This window comes from Mycobacterium sp. (genome assembly GCF_046330795.1).
GTDB lineage: Bacteria > Actinomycetota > Actinomycetes > Mycobacteriales > Mycobacteriaceae > Mycobacterium.
Genome location: NZ_JAXLSA010000004.1, coordinates 26,601 through 43,439, shown reverse-complemented (window position 1 = coordinate 43,439; position 16,839 = coordinate 26,601). Strand labels below are relative to the sequence as shown.

Annotated in this window: 14 protein-coding genes; 8 read left to right on the top strand and 6 right to left on the bottom strand. The window is 66.8% G+C overall.

The annotated features are described in order from the left end of the window. The first annotated feature begins 10 nt into the window (after positions 1-10). Genes U0R18_RS14760 through U0R18_RS14740 form a run of 5 tightly spaced genes read left to right on the top strand, consistent with a single transcriptional unit; the run spans position 11 to position 5,916 of the window. Positions 11-1,234 (top strand): amidohydrolase family protein, encoded by a 1,224-nt coding sequence (locus U0R18_RS14760; RefSeq protein WP_526369648.1) that lies wholly within the window; start codon positions 11-13, stop codon positions 1,232-1,234. Further along, complete coding sequence (locus tag U0R18_RS14755) at positions 1,227-2,843, top strand: AMP-binding protein (RefSeq protein ID WP_526369646.1); 1,617 nt, start codon at positions 1,227-1,229, stop codon at positions 2,841-2,843. Before U0R18_RS14760 ends, U0R18_RS14755 begins: the two co-directional genes overlap by 8 nt. Beyond that, positions 2,840-3,670, top strand: a complete 831-nt coding sequence (locus U0R18_RS14750) for an amidohydrolase family protein (protein WP_526369644.1) — start codon at positions 2,840-2,842, stop codon at positions 3,668-3,670. Before U0R18_RS14755 ends, U0R18_RS14750 begins: the two co-directional genes overlap by 4 nt. 5 nt (positions 3,671-3,675) lie before the next feature. After that, positions 3,676-4,716 carry an acyl-CoA dehydrogenase family protein gene (locus tag U0R18_RS14745; protein WP_526369642.1) on the top strand — a complete coding sequence of 347 codons (1,041 nt, stop codon included), beginning with the start codon at positions 3,676-3,678 and terminating at the stop codon, positions 4,714-4,716. 12 nt (positions 4,717-4,728) lie between these two features. After that, positions 4,729-5,916 (top strand): acyl-CoA dehydrogenase family protein, encoded by a 1,188-nt coding sequence (locus U0R18_RS14740; protein WP_526369640.1) that lies wholly within the window; start codon positions 4,729-4,731, stop codon positions 5,914-5,916. A gap of 119 nt (positions 5,917-6,035) precedes the next feature. Here U0R18_RS14740 and U0R18_RS14735 read toward each other — a convergent pair whose 3' ends face one another. Both U0R18_RS14735 and U0R18_RS14730 read right to left on the bottom strand, forming a co-directional pair. Continuing rightward, on the bottom strand, positions 6,036-6,971 hold the full coding sequence (locus U0R18_RS14735; RefSeq protein ID WP_526369638.1) for a fumarylacetoacetate hydrolase family protein: 936 nt from the start codon (positions 6,969-6,971) through the stop codon (positions 6,036-6,038). Continuing rightward, entirely contained in the window at positions 6,968-8,059 is a 1,092-nt protein-coding gene (locus tag U0R18_RS14730; RefSeq protein WP_526369636.1) for a VOC family protein, read from the bottom strand. Before U0R18_RS14730 ends, U0R18_RS14735 begins: the two co-directional genes overlap by 4 nt. Before the next feature lie 56 nt (positions 8,060-8,115). Here U0R18_RS14730 and U0R18_RS14725 point away from each other — a divergent pair, with 56 nt between their 5' ends. Together U0R18_RS14725 and U0R18_RS14720 are read left to right on the top strand one after the other, a co-directional pair. After that, a complete protein-coding gene (locus tag U0R18_RS14725; protein ID WP_526369634.1) occupies positions 8,116-8,718 on the top strand; it encodes a TetR/AcrR family transcriptional regulator in 603 nt (200 codons plus the stop codon). Between the two features lie 22 nt (positions 8,719-8,740). Beyond that, entirely contained in the window at positions 8,741-9,298 is a 558-nt protein-coding gene (locus U0R18_RS14720; protein ID WP_526370386.1) for a pyridoxamine 5'-phosphate oxidase family protein, read from the top strand. 70 nt (positions 9,299-9,368) lie between these two features. On the opposite strand, the gene U0R18_RS14715 is transcribed toward U0R18_RS14720, so the two are convergent. Genes U0R18_RS14715 through U0R18_RS14700 form a run of 4 tightly spaced genes read right to left on the bottom strand, consistent with a single transcriptional unit; the run spans position 9,369 to position 14,515 of the window. Further along, the gene (locus U0R18_RS14715) at positions 9,369-10,592 is read right to left on the bottom strand and encodes a CaiB/BaiF CoA transferase family protein (protein WP_526369632.1); all 1,224 of its coding nucleotides are present in this window, start codon (positions 10,590-10,592) and stop codon (positions 9,369-9,371) included. Positions 10,593-10,621: 29 nt separating this feature from the next. Then, positions 10,622-12,058, bottom strand: a complete 1,437-nt coding sequence (locus tag U0R18_RS14710) for an aldehyde dehydrogenase family protein (RefSeq protein ID WP_526370384.1) — start codon at positions 12,056-12,058, stop codon at positions 10,622-10,624. 44 nt (positions 12,059-12,102) lie between these two features. Then, positions 12,103-13,350 carry an amidohydrolase family protein gene (locus U0R18_RS14705; RefSeq protein WP_526369630.1) on the bottom strand — a complete coding sequence of 416 codons (1,248 nt, stop codon included), beginning with the start codon at positions 13,348-13,350 and terminating at the stop codon, positions 12,103-12,105. A 10-nt stretch (positions 13,351-13,360) separates the two neighbouring features. Next, positions 13,361-14,515: a thiolase family protein gene (locus tag U0R18_RS14700; protein WP_526369628.1), complete on the bottom strand. Its 1,155-nt coding sequence runs from the start codon at positions 14,513-14,515 to the stop codon at positions 13,361-13,363. A gap of 89 nt (positions 14,516-14,604) precedes the next feature. On the opposite strand from U0R18_RS14700, the gene U0R18_RS14695 reads away from it, so the two are divergent. Then, a complete protein-coding gene (locus tag U0R18_RS14695; protein ID WP_526369625.1) occupies positions 14,605-16,815 on the top strand; it encodes a molybdopterin-dependent oxidoreductase in 2,211 nt (736 codons plus the stop codon). Positions 16,816-16,839: the final 24 nt, after the last annotated feature.

The following is a 16,839-nucleotide window of genomic DNA, read 5'->3' as shown; positions in this document are numbered from 1 at the left end:
AGGACCCGCGATGACCACGCTGGAGAGGCCCACGCCGGCCAAGCTGGACTACGAAGCGATCGACGTCGACAACCACTACTACGAACCCATCGACGCGTTCACCCGGCATCTGCCCAAGGAATTCCGCAGTCGCGGTGTGCAGATGGTGCAGGACGGCAAGCGCACCCTGGCCGTGTTCGGTGGTGTGGTCAACCACTTCATCCCGAACCCGACATTCGACCCGATCATCGAACCGGGCTGCCTGGATCTGTTGTTCCGCGGGGAGATCCCCGAAGGTGTGAATCCCGCGTCGCTGATGAAGGTCGACAGCCTGGCCGATCATCCCGAGTACCAGAACCGCGACGCCCGGCTGAAGATCCTGGACAAGCAGAACCTGCAGTCGGTGTTCATGCTGCCCACCTTCGCCTGCGGCGTCGAAGAGGGGCTCAAGCACGACGTCGAGGCAACCATGGTCTCGATGCACGCCTTCAACATGTGGCTGGACGAGGACTGGGGGTTCGACCGGCCCGACCACCGGTTCTACAGTGCGCCCATCATCTCGCTGGCCGACCCGGTCAAGGCCGTCGAAGAGGTCGAATTCGTCATCGGTCGCGGCGCCAAGCTGGTGTGCGTCCGGCCCGCGCCGGTGCCCGGTGCGGTGCGGCCGCGGTCGCTCGGCGACCCGATCCACGACCCGGTGTGGGCGCGACTGGCCGAGGCCGGCGTCCCGGTGGTGTTCCACCTGTCCGACTCCGGCTATATGGCGATCCCCGCATTGTGGGGCGGCAGCGGAGTGTTCAAGGGCTTCGGCAAGCGCGATCCGCTGGACATGGTGATCATGGACGACCGTGCCATCCACGACACCATCGCCTCGATGATCGTGCACCAGGTGTTCACCCGCCATCCCAAGCTCAGGGTGGTCAGCATCGAGAACGGGTCGTACTTCGTCTACCGGTTGATCAAGCGGCTCAAGAAGTCTGCGAACAACGCGCCCTACCACTACAAGGAAGATCCGGTGGAGCAGCTGCGCAACAACGTGTGGATCGCGCCGTATTACGAGGATGACGTGAAGCTCCTGGCCGAAACCATCGGCGTGGACAAGATCCTGTTCGGTTCGGACTGGCCACACGGCGAAGGGCTGGCGGATCCGACGTCGTTCACCGCCGACATCCCGCAGTTCCCCGAGTTCAGCTACGAGGACACCCGAATGGTGATGCGCGACAACGCACTCACGCTGCTGGGGCTTGATGCCTGAGTGGACCCTGGGCGCCGTTCTGGACGCCATCGCGAAGGCGGTGCCCGACCGCGTCATGACGGTCTCCGGCGATCGCCGGAGCACTTATCGGGAAGCGGCAGACCGCACCCGGCGGCTGGCCAACTTCCTGGCGCACAACGGATTCGGCGCGCACACCGAGCGCGCTGAACTGCAGAACTGGGAGTGCGGCCAGGACGTCGTCGCACTCATCATGCACAACGACCTCTACCCGGACATGGTGCTGGCCTGCCTGAAGGCGCGGGTGGTACCGGTGAATATCAACCATCACTACACCCCGCGCGAAGTCGGCGAGCTGTTGGAGTACTTGTCGCCGCGCGGCGTCATCTATCACCGTGCCCTCGGCGCGAAGTTCGGCGACGTGTTGCCCGGGGGCGCACAGTTGCTGATCTCGGTGGACGACGGCAGCGATCTGCCCGAGTTGCCGGGTGCGGTCACGTTGGACCAGGCGCTGGCCGGCGGAACCGAGGATGCGGACATCGCTGCATCGCCCGACGACCTGTTGATGGTCTGCACGGGCGGTACCACGGGCCGGCCCAAGGGCGTGATGTGGCGGCAGGGCGACATCTACGTGTCGTCGATGAACGGCGCCGACCACGGCCAGGTCGGCGAGATCCACGACAAGGTGACCAACCACGGCCCGCCGTGGTTCGCGGTGTCCCCGCTGATGCACGCCGCGGGCATGTGGACGGCGTTCTCGGCGGTACTCAACGGGCAAACCATTGTGCTGCACGACACTTCACGAAAGTTCGACCCCGCTCATGTCCTGGGGACCGCGGAGCGCGAGCGGGTCGGCCTGATGACCATGGTGGGTGATGCGTACGCCGGACCCATCGTCGAGGAACTGGGTCGGCGACGCTATGACCTGTCGTCGCTGTTCGCCATCGGCACCGGTGGGGCGGGTACCAGCCTGAAGAATCAGCAGGGCCTGCTGGACCATCTGCCGAACATCACTGTGATCAACGGGTACGGCTCGTCGGAGACCGGCAACATGGGCTTCGGACACAACCAGCGTGGCAAGCACACCGACACCTTCGTCTTCCGGGACGGGGGCCTGGTGCTGGCCGAGGACTACTCCCGGTTCCTCGAACCCGGCGAGGACCAGATCGGCTGGTCGGCCCGAACGGGCCGGATTCCATTGGGCTACTTCAACGATCGTGACGCGACGGTCAAGACGTTCCCAGAGGTCGACGGCACCCGGGTGGTGATCTCCGGTGACCGGGCCACCCTCGCCGCCGACGGCACGTTGCGTCTGCTCGGCCGGGACTCCCTGGTGGTCAACACCGGCGGGGAAAAGGTGTTCGTCGAGGAGGTCGAAGAGGTTTTGCGCAGCCACCCCGATGTCGTCGACGCGCTGGTGGTCGGCCGGGAGAGCGCGCGCTGGGGTCAGGAAGTGGTGGCCGTCGTCGCCCTGCGCGACGGCGCGCATGTCGGGACCGACGCGCTGCACGGCGTGTGCACCGACGCGCTGGCCCGGTTCAAGGCGCCCAAGGACTACCTGATCGTCGATCGGGTGCAGCGGCTGGGCAACGGCAAGGCCGACTACCGCTGGGCCAAAGAGGTTGTGGCACAGACTCGAGGAGTGAAATGACACAGCGCGTGATCGATTGCCTGGTGAACGTGCACTTCGGCGAGACCGAGGTACAGCCGCAGTTCATGACGAAGGTGCGCGACGACTACTTCAAGGGCCCCAAGTCGATGTTCGATCCGGTGGACCTGGGTGAGCTGCTCGACGAGATGGACAGCCAGGGCGTCGAGAAGGCCGTCCTGATGGACAACCTCGGCAAACCCTCGGTGACGGCCCGCAAGTTCGTCGATGCCCGGCCCGATCGGTTCGCGCTCGCGATGGGTGGGGTCAATCTGCTGAAGCCGATCCCATCGCTGCGCGAACTGACCGCCATCGCCGCTGATCTGCCCGTCGTCTATACCGTTGTAGGGCCGAGCTTCTGGGGCGATGGCCAGTATCCGCCCAGCGACGCGGTCTACTACCCGCTGTACGCCAAGTGCGCCGAGATCGGGCTACCGCTGTGCGTCAATACCGGCATCCCCGGTCCGCCGATCCCCGGCGAGGTGCAGAACCCGATCCACCTCGATCGCGTGTGTGTACGGTTCCCGGAACTGAAGCTGTGCATGATCCACGGCGCAGATCCGTGGTGGGACATCGCGATCCGGATGTTGATCAAATACTCCAACCTGCGATTGATGACCTCGGCCTGGTCGCCCAAGCGGCTGCCCGAATCGCTGATCCACTACCTGCGTACCCGCGGCAAGGACAAGGTGATCTTCGCCTCCGACTGGCCGGTGCTGCGCCAGAGCCGGGTGGTGCCCGAGGCGCTGGCACTCGACCTGCCGGCCGACGTGCTCGACAACTACCTGTACAACAATGCCCAGCAGTTCTTCTTCGACCGGGAGCAGTGACGCACATGGACCGCTACGAGTTGCGACGGCTGGACTACAGCCTCACCGAGGACCACAAGGACTTGCAGGCGGCGTACCGCCAGCTGTTCGACACTCACTGCTCGATCGAAACCGTCTGGGCTGCTGAGGAATCCGGCTACGACAAGAGCCTGTGGGAGCGGCTGTGCGCCATGGGCGCCAGCTCGATGGCCATCGGTGAGGAAGCCGGTGGCGACGGTGCCACCCTGGTGGACCTGACCCTGGTCGCCGAGGAGGCCGGTCGTGCGCTGGCGCCGGTGCCGTGGATCGACCACGTCGTCGCGACCCGGCTGTGGGAGCGACTCGGCGGGGTGGACCCCGAAGCGGTGGCGGGCACCCGGATCGTGGCGCTGGACCCGAGGCTGGAGGTCAGCACGGGCCGGCGGCTGATCGGTTCGGGTGCGGTGGCCGACCGGATCATCGTTCGCGACGGTGACGACGTGATCCTGCTGGGCCACGACGCTCGCCCGGCCAAGGTCGACAATCTGGCCCGGCTGCCGATGGCGTGGGTCGATCCCGCTGCGGCCGATCAGCGGGTGGTGCTGGGTTCGGGGCCGCAGGCGGTCACCGAATATGTTCGTGCCCTTGATGAATGGCGCGTGCTGACCGCCGCGGCGCTGGCCGGTCTGGTGGAGCACACCATGACGATCGCGGCGGAGTTCGCCAAGAGCCGCTACACCCTGGGCGTGCCGATCTCGACGCTGCAGGCGATCTCGCATCCGCTGGCCAACATGGCGATCGTGGTGCAGGGCGGCCGCGGTCTGTCCCGGCGGGCCGCCTGGTTCCTGGACAACGAACCCGACGAGCGGCCGGAACTGGCCGGCTGTGCGTTCGTTTTCATGTCCGAAGAGGCCGCCAAGGCCGCGACCATGGCGGTGCACATCCAGGGCGGCCTCGGTGTTTCGGCCGAGGCGGCCGCCACCGCGTACCTGATCCGCGCGCGGGGCTGGCCGCTGGCCGGGGGTGACCCGGGCATCACCGCCAAGCACGTCGCCGAGCTCGTCGCCGCCCGTGAAGCTGCCGAATAGGACACCAGGACAATGGATTTCAGCACAGTAGAACTCTCCGAGGACGACCGGGCGTTTCAGGACGAGGCCCGCCGCTTCCTGTCCGAACAGGTCACCGACGAGGTGATCCGCCACGACCGCGAGACCGGCGACAACTTCCACGAGGGCGTGCACCTGGCGCTCGGCGCCGCCGGCTATCTGCACGGTGAGTGGACCCCCGAGCCCGACGGCGGCTTCACCCGGGTCCGTCGCCGGATCTGGGAGCTGGAGAAGCGCCGCCACCACGTCCCGTGGGTCACCTGGGGCACAACGGCTCTGGTGGCCCGGGCGGTGCAGGCGTTCGGCAAGCCGGAGTTGGTGGCCGAGGTCATGCCCAAGGTGTTCAGCGGGGAGGCCCGGATGTGCCTGGGCTACACCGAGCCCGAGGGTGGTTCGGATATCGCCACCTGCAAGACCCGCGCGGTCCGCGACGGCGACCAGTGGGTGATCAACGGCTCGAAGATGTTCACCACCGGCGCGCACAACTGTCAGTACGTCTTCCTGATCACCAACACCGATCCGGATGCGCGGAAACACAAGAGCCTCACCATGTTCCTCGTCCCGCTGGACCTGCCGGGCATCGAGATCCAGGGCATCCGGACCATCGACGGCGACCGCACCAACATCGTGTACTACAGCGATGTCCGCGTCGACGACAAGTACCTGCTGGGTGAACCCAATGGGGGCTGGACCGTGCTGCGCGGGCCCCTGGACGCCGAGCACGGCAACGTCGCGGCGAACAACGACGGTCTGCAGGACCCGGCGATCATGGCGCATCAGGCCGGCTTCATGGTCGATGCCGTCGATACCGCCGCCGGCGTCGTCGGTACCCCCGGCGCGGACGGCACGCGCCCGGTCGACGACGGCGCGGTGGCCTATCGGCTGGGCCGCAGTATCGCGAAAATGGAGGCCTGCCTGAGTACTCCGAGCATTTTCGGCCGCGTGGCGCAGGCCCAGATCATGCGTGACATCGCTCCCGACGTGATGGACATCCTCGGCACTGCGGCGTTACTGCCCGTCGAGACCGACGGTGCCGTCGATGCCGGGAAGTCGGAGTACGTCTACCGGTTCGCGCCGCTGGCCGGCATCTACGGCGGGTCGCTGGAGGTGTTCCGCAACATGATCGCCCAGCATGTGCTGGGCCTGGGGAAGCCGAACTACTCCCCACCCAAGGCCTCCTAGCCCCAGCCGGCGAGCGTGCACCCCTGTGCATTTCGGCGGCCTCGAAATGCTCAGGGCTGCACGCTCATCGAATAGTGGAGCGGGGCAACGTGGCGACCGGCGTGCGCTGAACAGCGCTGCTATCCATGGTCTTTCACGATGTTGTGTTGCGTGCCCAGGACGATCGCCCGGTCGTCGGTCGCCACGGAGGCCTCGACCGCATCGCCGTGGGCGAGATACTTCGGGTTGGCTGCCTGACGCTTGAAAAAGGCCTTCCATTTCAGGGCCGGCGGCAGCAGCGATCCGATGATCTCGATCGGCTTGGGTGGGGCGCTGAGCGCGGTGCCGGCCGGGGTCCCGGTGAGGATCAGGTCCCCGGCCGCGAGATCCTGGAACCGGGTCAGCGACTGCAGGGCCTGCAGCGGCGGATAGATCATGTCGCCGCCAACGTGCATGTCCTGGCGCAACTCCCCGTTGACCCGGAGCTGTAGATGCAGTTCCCCGAACCGGTTCCACTCATCTGCGGTCAGCAGCACCAGCGCCGGCCCGACCGGGGTGAAGCTCGGATAGGACTTGGCCTCGTAGAACTGCGTCTGCGGCAGCTGGATGTCGCGGGCCGAGATGTCGTTGGTGACCACCAGACCCGCGAGCACCCCGGGAAGCTCCGTGATGGTGGAACCCGCCGGCACATCGCGTCCGACGACCAGGCCGATCTCCACCTCGTAGTCCAGGAATCGCACATGTCCGGGGCGGACGATGTCGTCCCCCGGGCCAGTGATCGACGCCGAGGACTTGCGGAAGAAGGTCAGGGGAATGGTTTTCGGATCCATCCCGGAGTCGGTGACGTGAGAGGCGTAGTTGGTCATCTGGGCGATCACCCGGCATGGTCTGGTGACGGGGGAGTGCAGTTGGAGACTGGCCACCGGGACCGTGTCACCGCCGGCCTCGGCCGCAGCGACGGCGTCGCGATCCGCCAGCAGTTCTGCGGTGGTGGTGGCAGCCGTCGCGATCGGTGTTGCGCCGCTGGGCTTCTGGAGCCACCAGGTGTCGACGGTACGCAGGATGGTGGTTGTCATGAGCGGGCTACTTTCAACAGGCCGGTGAGGCGGTTCAGGTCGAATTCGTTGTCAGTGCGCAGGGCGGTCAGTAGTGCGGCCGCTTCGCCGCGTGCGTGTCGGGGGCTGGTGCCCAGGAAGTCGCCGGTGGCCGGCGGACCCCACTGCGCCAGACCGGAGGCGGTGAAGGGCGCCCAGCCTGGTTCGACGGTGTTGTCGAACAGGTCGCCGTCGGTGAAGTGTTCCACCAGTAGCCCGTCCGGGTCGCGCCAGTAGTCGAAGATCTGGCTGCCCTGGATGTGTCGGCCGATGCCCCAGGAGCGTTGGTAGCCGGCGTCTTTCAGGTATTCGCCACCGGCGGCCAACGCGTCGAGATCGCAGACCTGGAACGCGGAGTGCACGTACCGGTTCGCCGGGCCCAGCGCCATCGCGAGAGTGTGGTGGTCGGCGGGAGTGCTACCGCGGTCGCAACGGATGAAACTCATGGTCGGTCCGCGGTCGCGCTGACCGGGGAAGTACAGGAAGTCCGAGACGATCAGCCCGAGATGATCCAGGTACCAGTCCAGCGCCGCACGATATTTCGTGCTCTGGAGAACGACGTGCCCCAGTCGCTGGATGGTGGCCGGTGTCCGAGGTGGCCGTTGGGTGGCGTTGGTGCGTTCGGTGCCGTGGCCGACGTTGAGGGTGTGCGGGGTCTGACCGGATAGGGATTCCAGCCGATGGGTGTCGGTGACGACACGTACCGGCAGCCCGCTGGGGTCGATGAGGTCGGCGGCGATGCCGCCGAGGGTCTCCGGTAGCGGACGGACGCGCGCGCCCACGGCATCGGCCAGCCGTAGCACGTCGGCCCGCTCGGCGGCGGTGAATGCCACTGCGCGGAGCCGACTGGTTCCGCCCCGGTGGACGATCACGCATGGGGAACCCGGGTCCGCCCCGCGCAACATCAATTCGGTATCGGTGCGCAGCGCGGTCGCGAAGCCGAACGCGTGCGCGAACGCCTCGGTCCGGGCCAGATCGGGTTTCTCGAACTCCAGCCAGGCGAGGTCGGCCACCTTGATGACCGGGTTCATCGATCGGCCGGGATGTTCGGCGCGGGTTGCCTTGCGCATACGCCAATTGAACAATAGTGTTCAAAATAGATCAAGTATGTGTAATGATTGGTTGCATGACACCGGCCGAGCAGCGCATCCTCGCCGCAGCGCTGCGCCTCTATACGGCGAAGGGCACGACGGAGCTGACCATCAGTGAGCTTGCCGCCGAGGCCAACGTCGCCCGGGGCACCCTGTATCGCTACGTCGACTCCATGGATGAGTTGTTCGACAAGGTGGTCGCCAATTTCAGTGCGGATCTGCATCAGCGCGTGGCCGATAGCTTCGAATCCCTCGACGATCCGGCCACGCGGCTGGCCACCGGCGTGCGGATGTGGATCCGGTACGCCCACGAGCATCCCGATATGGGCCGCTTCGCGGTCCGGTTCGGGCAGACCGCGGAATCGCTGCGCGCCGTCCTGACGGGACCGACCATGCACGATCTCGAGAACGGTTTCAGTACCGGCCGGTTCCCGGTGGACCAAGCGCTGGCGGCCAATGTCGCGGCGCTGATCATCGGCACCACCGTCAGTGCCATGTGGTTGGTGCTCGACGGCCGTCAGACCTGGCGCGAGGCGGGTTCGGCCACCGCCGAACTGCTCTTGCGGGCGCTGGGCATCGACCCCGCCGAAGCCCGTGACATCAGTCGAATCCCACTGCCCGACCTGCATCCCAAATGATCCCCAGAAGGAGGATCCGATGTTGCTACTCCCGCTCGAGCCAGAACCCTTTACGGCACCCACCGACCGCGACATGCTGCCGTCCGAACGTCGCGAATTCGTGCGCACGCACCGCACGTGTGTGTTCGGCTACCGGCGCCGACATGACGGCCCGGCGATGTCGATCGTCTACTACATCCCGACCGACACGGACGAGCTGCTGGTCTCCACCATGGCCGGGCGGGGTAAGGAACGGGTCATCGCACGCGACGGAAAGATGAGCCTGTGCGTGCTGGATGAACGGTGGCCGTTCGCCTACCTACAGGTCTATGCCGATGCCGTCATCGATCGCGACCGCGAGCTGACCGTGGACGTCATGATGGCCGTCGCCGGCCGGATGTCCGGGCAGCCGCTGCCCGACGAGGCCCGGCCGGCCGTCGAGGCGATGGCCGAGTCCGAGAACCGAGTGGTGGTGCGCTGTCGGCCGTATGAGACGTTCGCGCAGCCGCCACGTCATCTGCACCGAAATGACCAGGAGGAGAAGGTCACCCACTGGATATCGGGCACTGTGCCGTGGGATACCCCCGATCCCGAACGATGATCCGAGCGTGCACCCATGTGCATTCCCGCGGCCTCGGGATACACAGGGATGCACACTCGGCGCATGGCTGTCAGGCGATCGCGCCGGCTTCCTTGAGCGCTTCGATGCGGTCCCAGTCCAGTCCGAGCTCCATGAGCACCAGCTCGGTGTGTTCGGAAGCCTGTGGGGCGCGGGTGGTTTCGAGCGGCTCGTGGTTGAACTGCACCGGACCGCGGACCACCTTGAACGGCTTGCCACCGACGGCGGACTCGACCTCGACCACCATGTCGTTGGCCAGCGCCTGCTCGTCGGTGCCCAGATCGACCAGACTCTGGAACGGCGCCCACTGGCCCCGCATGGTCTTGAGGTGCTGACGCCAGTACTCGAACGGCTTACTGCGGATGGCCTCGGCGATGAGCTGCACACCCTCGGAGGCGTTCTGGATGAGCGGCATGACATCGCTGAATCGTGGGTCGTCGGCCAGCTCGGGCAGGCCCAGGTGTTCGAAGGCATCCCGGATATAGCCCGTCGGGCTGACGATGCACAGGTTGATGATGCCGCCGTCGGAGGTGACGTAGTTGGCCATGAACGGATTCACCGATGTGACGTCGCCGGGCATGATCGAGCGCATGGTCTCGCCGGTCTCCATGCCCTGCGTGACGCTGGCGCCGGCGGCCCACCACGCGGTGGACAGCAGCGACACGTCGAGCTCACAGGTCTCACCCGTGCGCTCCCGGTGGAACAGCGCCGCCGAGATGCCGCCGGCGATGTTCATTCCGCCGATGGAATCGCCGAACGCCGGAATCCCTTGGGACAGTGCGCCGTCGATGGCTTCCGGGGTCAGGGCGTGCCCGATGCCGCTACGGGTCCAGAACGCGGTGCCGTCGAACCCGCCGGTGTCGCGCTCGGGTCCCTTGTCGCCGTAAGCGCTGCCGCGCGCGTAGATGATGTCCGGGTTGGCCGCACGAATGTGCTCGAGGTCGAACTTGTTCTTCTGCCGTTGGGCGGGCATGTAATTGGTGAGGAAGACATCGGACGTCCTGGCGAGCTCGTAGAGCACCTCCTGCCCGCCGGGTGTGGACACGTCAACGCCGACGCTGCGCTTGCCGCGGTTGGGATGCTCCATCAACGGATGGCGGTCGGGGTCGAGCTGGAACCCGCCCATGTTGATGAATCCGCGCTGGGTGTCGCCGCGTACCGGATGTTCGATCTTGATGACATCGGCGCCCCAATCGGCCAGGATCGCCCCGGCCGCCGGGACGAAGGTGAACTGGGCGACCTCCAGGACGCGGACGCCCTGCATCGGCTTGAACATGCGGTCCTCTCCGGGTCGGGCCGCCGAATCTATGCCGGATGCCCGATCGTCTTGATCTCGAGGTACTCCGTGAAGCCCTCGTCGCCATTGCGCCGGCCGAGACCACTCTGCTTCGTCCCGCCGAACGGGCTGGTGATGCCGAAGTGGCTCCGGCCGTTGACGGTCACGTTACCCGTTCGGAGTCGTCGCGCGATACAAAATGCCCTCTCGGTGTCAACCCCGGTGACTTCACCGGACAGCCCGTAGATGCTGTTGTTGGCGATCGCGACGGCCTCGTCATCGGTGTCGTAGGGGATGACGGTCAGCACCGGTCCGAAGATCTCCTCCTGGGCGACCTGGCTGTCCGGATCGACGTCGGCCAGCAGCGTCGGCTGGGTGAAGTATCCGGGCGGCGGACCGGCGGGAACGCCGCCGCCGGTGACCAGCCGGGCGCCCGAGTCGATGCCGCTACGGATGAGCCCGAGGACCTTCTGGCGCTGGGCCTCGCTGATCTGCGGGCCCTGCAGCACCCCCGGATCCCAGGGATCGCCGACGGGAGTGGCCTCCATGGCGGTCTTCAGGATGTCGATGCCTTCGTCATAACGGCTGTGCGGCAACAGGATCCGGCTGGCCATGATGCACGCCTGGCCGGACATCACGCACGCCACCATGGCGGCCATCGGCAGGCACTTCTCGAACTTGGCGTCGTCGAGCACGATGTGGGCGGACTTGCCGCCGAGTTCCATCATGGCCTTCTTCACCGTCGGCGCCGCGGCGGCCAGGATTGCCCGGCCGGTGGCGGTCGACCCGGTGAAGGTGATCATGTCCACCCGCGGGTCGGCGCTCAGGGCCGCGCCCACCTCGTTGGCATTGGACACCACGACATTGAAGACACCCCGCGGGATGTCGGTCTCCTCGGCGACGATCCGGCCGAGTTCGGCACCCGACCACGGCGTCAGCTGTGCCGGCTTGAGGACGACGGTGTTGCCGGCCATCAGCGCCGGCGTGCTCTCGGCGACGTTGAGATAGAACGGCACGTTCCACGGGGTGATCGCGCCGACCACGCCGACGGGGTCGAACGCCAGGGTGCGCCGTGCGGTGCCCATCGGGGCCTTGTGGATCCCGGTGTCGCGCAGGTATTCGAAGGATCGGCCGTACTCGGCCCAGTGCTTCACCTCGGCGATGGGATCCTCGATCTGACTGCCGGTCACGCTGATCGGGCAGCCGACCTCGGTCACGACGATGCGCCGTAGTCGTTCCTTGTTGCGTTCCAGCGCGTCGTGCAACTGCATCAGGCAGTGGTAGCGGAATTCGACGTCGCGGGACCAGTCCGTCCGGTCGAACGCGTCGCGGGCGGCGCGGATCGCGCGGTCCATGTCGGCGACGGTGCCGTCGGTGGCCGAACCCACCACCTCACCGGTGCCGGGGTGTTCGATGTCGAACAGTGCGCCCGAGGCGGTGTGCTGCAGTTCGCCGTCGATCAGCATCCGCTGTTCGCCGGCCAGAATCCCGGTGTCGCTGGCGGTTTGGGTCACGCCGCACCTCCGCCGGGTGCCACGAGCGCGGGCGGGTTCACGGCGTCGGGGTCGGGGTTGGCGATCGGCAGGCCCATGAAGCGCCGCGCGTTGTCGCCCATGAAATCGTAGGTCCGCCGCACGTCCATGCCCTCGGCGTACTTCCAGAACCCCTTCGGCTCGGCCAGGCCCTCCGGATGCGGATAGTCCGACCCGAACATCACCTTGTCCCAGCCGACGGTGTTCACCACGTCGGAGACACAGCCCTCCCAGAACGGCGAGACCCAGACGTTGCGGCGGAACACCTCGTGCGGATGCTCGGGGAAATTCTGCGGCATCTTCTTCTGCAGATCCTCGAAGTCGTTGAACAACGGGAAGATCCAGCCGCTGCCGTTCTCGACGCTGGCGATGCGCAGCTTCGGGAACCGGGTCAAGGTGCCGTGGCAGATCAGGCTGGTGAGCATGTCGGCGATCTCGCGGTGGCCCAGCACCATCCACCGGAATGCGCTCATCGCCATGAAGTTCTGGGTGTGCGGCGGTTCCCACGTGTTGACGTAGGAGTCCAGCGGCGGGTAGCTGGCGTGCAACACGATCGGGAATCCGGCGGCTTCGACATCCCGCCAGAACGGGTCGAACTCCGGCAGGGCCGGGGAGCGCCAGCCCCGAAGCCCGTTGACCGGCCCCGGTTTGATCAGCGCCACCTTGGCGCCGTTGGCGAGCACGTATTCCAGTTCACGCTGGGCGGTGTCGACCTCGGAGAGGTTGATGATCGGCGTGGAGAACACCCGGTTCTGGTAGTTGAAGCTCCAGTGCTCGGCCATCCACTGGTTCAGGGCATGAATGACTGCGATGGTCAATTCCGGGTCGTCGGCGGTGGCGTGCTCGATCAGGCTGGCCAGGGTCGGATAGTTGATGGCCTCGACCACGCCCTGACGGTCGAGTTCCTTGACGCGGTCCTCCGGGGTGCGGGTGGCCGCCGGCGCCTCGATGGCCCTGCCCTGCATCTCCCGCAGCGTCTGGCCCTCGGTGTTGTCCCCGGCGAAGAACTTCTCGTGCGCCCCGGGCGCGGCGACGCGCTCGAAGGTCGGGTTGGGGATGAAGTCGGACACCCGGCCGTTGATGACGATCCGGGTCTGACGGCCGAACTGGCCGTATTGCACCGCCGGCGCGTAGCGCTCCGGCAGGTACTTCGTCAGTGCCTCGGCCGTCTCGTACATGTGCTGGTCGGCGTCGAAGATCGGCGCGTCCCGAAACTGCTCGGTCATCGGTGACTCCTCAGGTGGTGAGCACGGTCGCGGCGGCGGTGCCGGGCGCGCCGTAGAGCTGGGTGAAGCCGACCTTCGGATTGCCGGGCACCTGCCGCTCGCCGGCCTGGCCCCGCAGCTGCCGGACGATTTCGTGGATCTGGCGCAGTCCCGACGCCCCGATGGGTTCACCGTTGGCGATCAGGCCGCCGTCGGTGTTGACCGGCATGGCCCCGCCGATCTCCGTCACACCGTCGGCCAAGAGCTTCTCCTGATCGCCGTCGGCGCAGAAGCCGCATTCGGCCATATGGATGATCTCTGCGCCGGCATCGGTGTCCTGGAGCTGGATCACATCGACGTCTTCCGGTGCCACACCGGCCTTTTCGAACGCGGCCCGCGCGGCGTAGACGGTGGGCGCGACGTCCTCCTCGACGGGCGCGAACGTCGTGTTCACCTCGTAGGCGCCGTAGGTGCGGGTGCGAATCTCGACGGCCTTCAGGTGCACCGGCTTGTCGGTGTAGCGGTGCGCGATGTCGGCCCGGCACATCACCACCGCCGCGGCACCCTCGTCGGGCGCGCAGAACATGTACTGCGTCAGTGGATAGTTCAGCATCGTCGAGTTCAGGATCTCGTCGATGCTGATCTCCTTGCGGCGGAACGCATTCGGGTTGAGAACGCCGTTGCGGAAGTTCTTGTTGGCCACCCGGGCCAGCGTCTCGTGCGAGATGCCGTGGTCGTGCAGGTACCGGTTGGCCTTCATGCCGAAGAACTGGGTGGTCAGGTACTGGCCGTTCTCGGCATACCACCGGGGCATCCCGACCAGTGCCGGATCCTCGGTGAAGGCGCCCTTGGGATGCTTGTCCAGACCGACGGCGATGCCGATGTCGTAGTCGCCGAGCCGGATGCCGTCGGCGCAAGCCTTGGCCGCACTGGCCGCCGTGGCGCAGGCGTTGAAGACGTTGGTGAACGGAATGCCGGTCAGCCCGGTCATCGCCACGATCGCGTCGGGGTTGGCGACGGTCCAGCTGCCGCCGGTGGCGGCCTGGATGTCGCGGTACTCGATGCCGGCGTCCCGGACGGCCGCGAAGATCGCGTCGACACCCATCTGCATGGCGGACTTGCCCTCGAACCGCCCGAACGGGTGCAGGCCCACCCCGATTATGGCGACCTCGTTGACTGCGCTCACGCTTTCCCCTTCCGATTCGGCCGCCTAACCGTAACACTTACAGTAGCGTATCTAGTGGCGGGTGACGAGCGACGAGAAAGCGGGACCCGATGGCACCTACCGACACGGCGAACGTCGAGCACAAGGTCACGTTCTGCCGGATCTGCGAGCCGCTGTGCGGCATGATCGCCACCGTCGAGGACGGTCGGCTCACCGCGCTGCGGCCGGACAAGGAGCACCCGCTGTCGGCCGGGTTCGCCTGCCCCAAGGGGATCGCCTTCACCGAAGTGGTCAACGACCCCGACCGGGTGACCCTGCCGCTGCGCCGGACGCCGGACGGATTCGAACCGGTCAGCTGGGACACCGCCCTCGACGACATTGCCGCCCGGCTGTCCGGGATCCTGCGCCGGAACGGCTCCGGGGCGATCGCTTGGTACTTCGGCAATCCCGCCGCGTTCAGCTACTCGCACCTGATGTCGGTGATGCCGTTCATCAAGGGCATCGGACGGCACTCACATCTGTTCACCTCGTCGTCGCAGGACACCAGCAACCGGCTGCTGGCCAGCCAATTCCTCTACGGCGGACCGATGGCTGTGCCGATCCCGGATGTGATGCGCACCGACTTCCTGGTCATGATCGGCTCCAATCCCGTTGTGTCCCATGGAAGTTTTCTGACCACCCCGCGGATCAAGGACCGCATGCACGACATCGTCAAGCGTGGTGGTCGGGTGGTGATCATCGATCCGCGCCGCACCGAAACCGCCGCGCAGTTCGAATGGCAGCCGATCACTCCCGACGGCGACGCCTATCTGCTGCTGTCGCTGCTGCAGGTGATGTTCGCCGAGGACCTGGTGGACGAACGTGCCGTCGCCGCACTCGCCGACGGGCTGGACTGGCTGCGCGCGCAGGCCGCGTCCTTCGACCCGGAGGTCACCGCGACCCGCACCGGTATCGACCCGGCGACGGTACGGCAGTTGGCCCGGGATCTCGCCGCGTCCCCGCGGGCCGCGGTCTACGGCCGGTTCGGTACCAGCGTGGGCCGCAACCCGACGCTGACCGCCTACTTGATCGACGTCGTCAATCTCGTTGCGGGACAGCTGGACAAGCCCGGCGGGAGTGTGTTCTCCACCTCCGGCGCGCCAGGGGAGCGGTTCGTCATGATGGCGATGGGCGCCAGTATGCGGCGGGCGTTCCGCCGCAAGCGGTCCCGCATCGGCGGATTTCCATCGGTGATCGGCGCCGAACCGGCGGCCATGCTGGCCAAGGAGATCTCGACCCCCGGCGCCAACCGGATCCGGGCCCTGTTCGTCAGTGCCGGCAATCCGGCCCTATCGGTGCCCAACGGCTCGGAACTGGAAGAGGCACTCGAGGAGCTCGATCTCATGGTGGGCCTGGACCTCTACGTCAACGAGACCACGGCCCACTGCGATTACGTCCTGCCGGTCACGACGATGTACGAGCGGGACGACTTCCCGGTAACATTCCAGAACTTCCAGAGCACACCGTTCCGCCAGGCCACCGAGGCGGTCGTGGCGCCGCGCGGCCAGGCCCGCACCGAATGGGACATCGTGGCCGACCTGACGGTACGGATGTCCCGGCGGCCACCGATCCTGGCCGTGCTCGCCGGCCTGCGACGACTGGTCGAGCGAACGGGCCGCACGTGGGCACCGCGGCCGATCATCGACGCGATGATCCGGACCTCCGACGGCGGAGACCTGTTCGGGTTGCGTCGCGGCGGGCTGAACCTCCGGCGGCTGGTCGGGGAACACCCGCACGGCGTGGTCGTCGACGAGTACATCCGCACCGGCGTCCTGCGTAAGGTCGTGGTGTATCGCGGTGGACGGATCAAGCTGGCGCACAGCGAGATCGAAGACGAGATCGAGGCGGTCTCGAACCGGGACCGCCCCAGTGAGTTCCCCCTGCGACTGATCGGGATGCGTCAGCCGCGATCGGAGAACTCCTGGATGCACAACTCGCCGATGCTGATGCGCCCGGTGCTCGAGCGCGGCGATCGCGCGCACGGTGCGGTGATGAACGTCGACGACGCCGGCGCGCTCGGCATCGCCGACGGCGACACGGTGCGGATCCGGTCGGCCAACGGGGCGATCGACATCCCCGTCACGGTCACCGGCGACATCGTGCCGGGCGCCATCGCCGTGCCGCACGGCTGGGGGCACAGCGGATCCGGGGGCTGGAAGTTGGCCAACCGGGGTGGCGGGGTGAACGTGAACACCCTGATGTCCAGCGCACCCGCCGACGTCGAGTCACTGGCCGGGATGTCCTGGCTGACCGGTATTCCGGTGGCCGTGCAGTCTGCCTGACGCGCTGGCGGGATGGCGGTCGAC